Below are 244 nucleotides of genomic sequence, written 5' to 3' on the forward strand. Positions count from 1 at the left end.
GGTACAGTAATTAAGGTGGATGTCGCGTTATGGAGAGGATTGTCGTTACTCTCGGGGAACGTAGTTACCCAATTACCATCGCATCTGGTTTGTTTAATGAACCAGCTTCATTCTTACCGCTGAAATCGGGCGAGCAGGTCATGTTGGTCACCAACGAAACCCTGGCTCCTCTGTATCTCGATAAGGTCCGCGGCGTACTTGAACAGGCGGGTGTTAACGTCGATAGCGTTATCCTCCCTGACGG

At 50.4% G+C, this 244-nt stretch carries 1 pseudogene; it reads left to right on the forward strand.

What is annotated here, in order from left to right:
- Positions 1–29: 29 nt before the first annotated feature.
- Positions 30–244 (forward strand): annotated as a pseudogene (gene aroB, locus V5P19_RS24280) (3-dehydroquinate synthase); the annotation flags it as partial.

It is taken from the genome of Enterobacter sp. UNJFSC 003, from assembly GCF_036903355.1.
Classification (GTDB): Bacteria; Pseudomonadota; Gammaproteobacteria; order Enterobacterales; family Enterobacteriaceae; genus Enterobacter.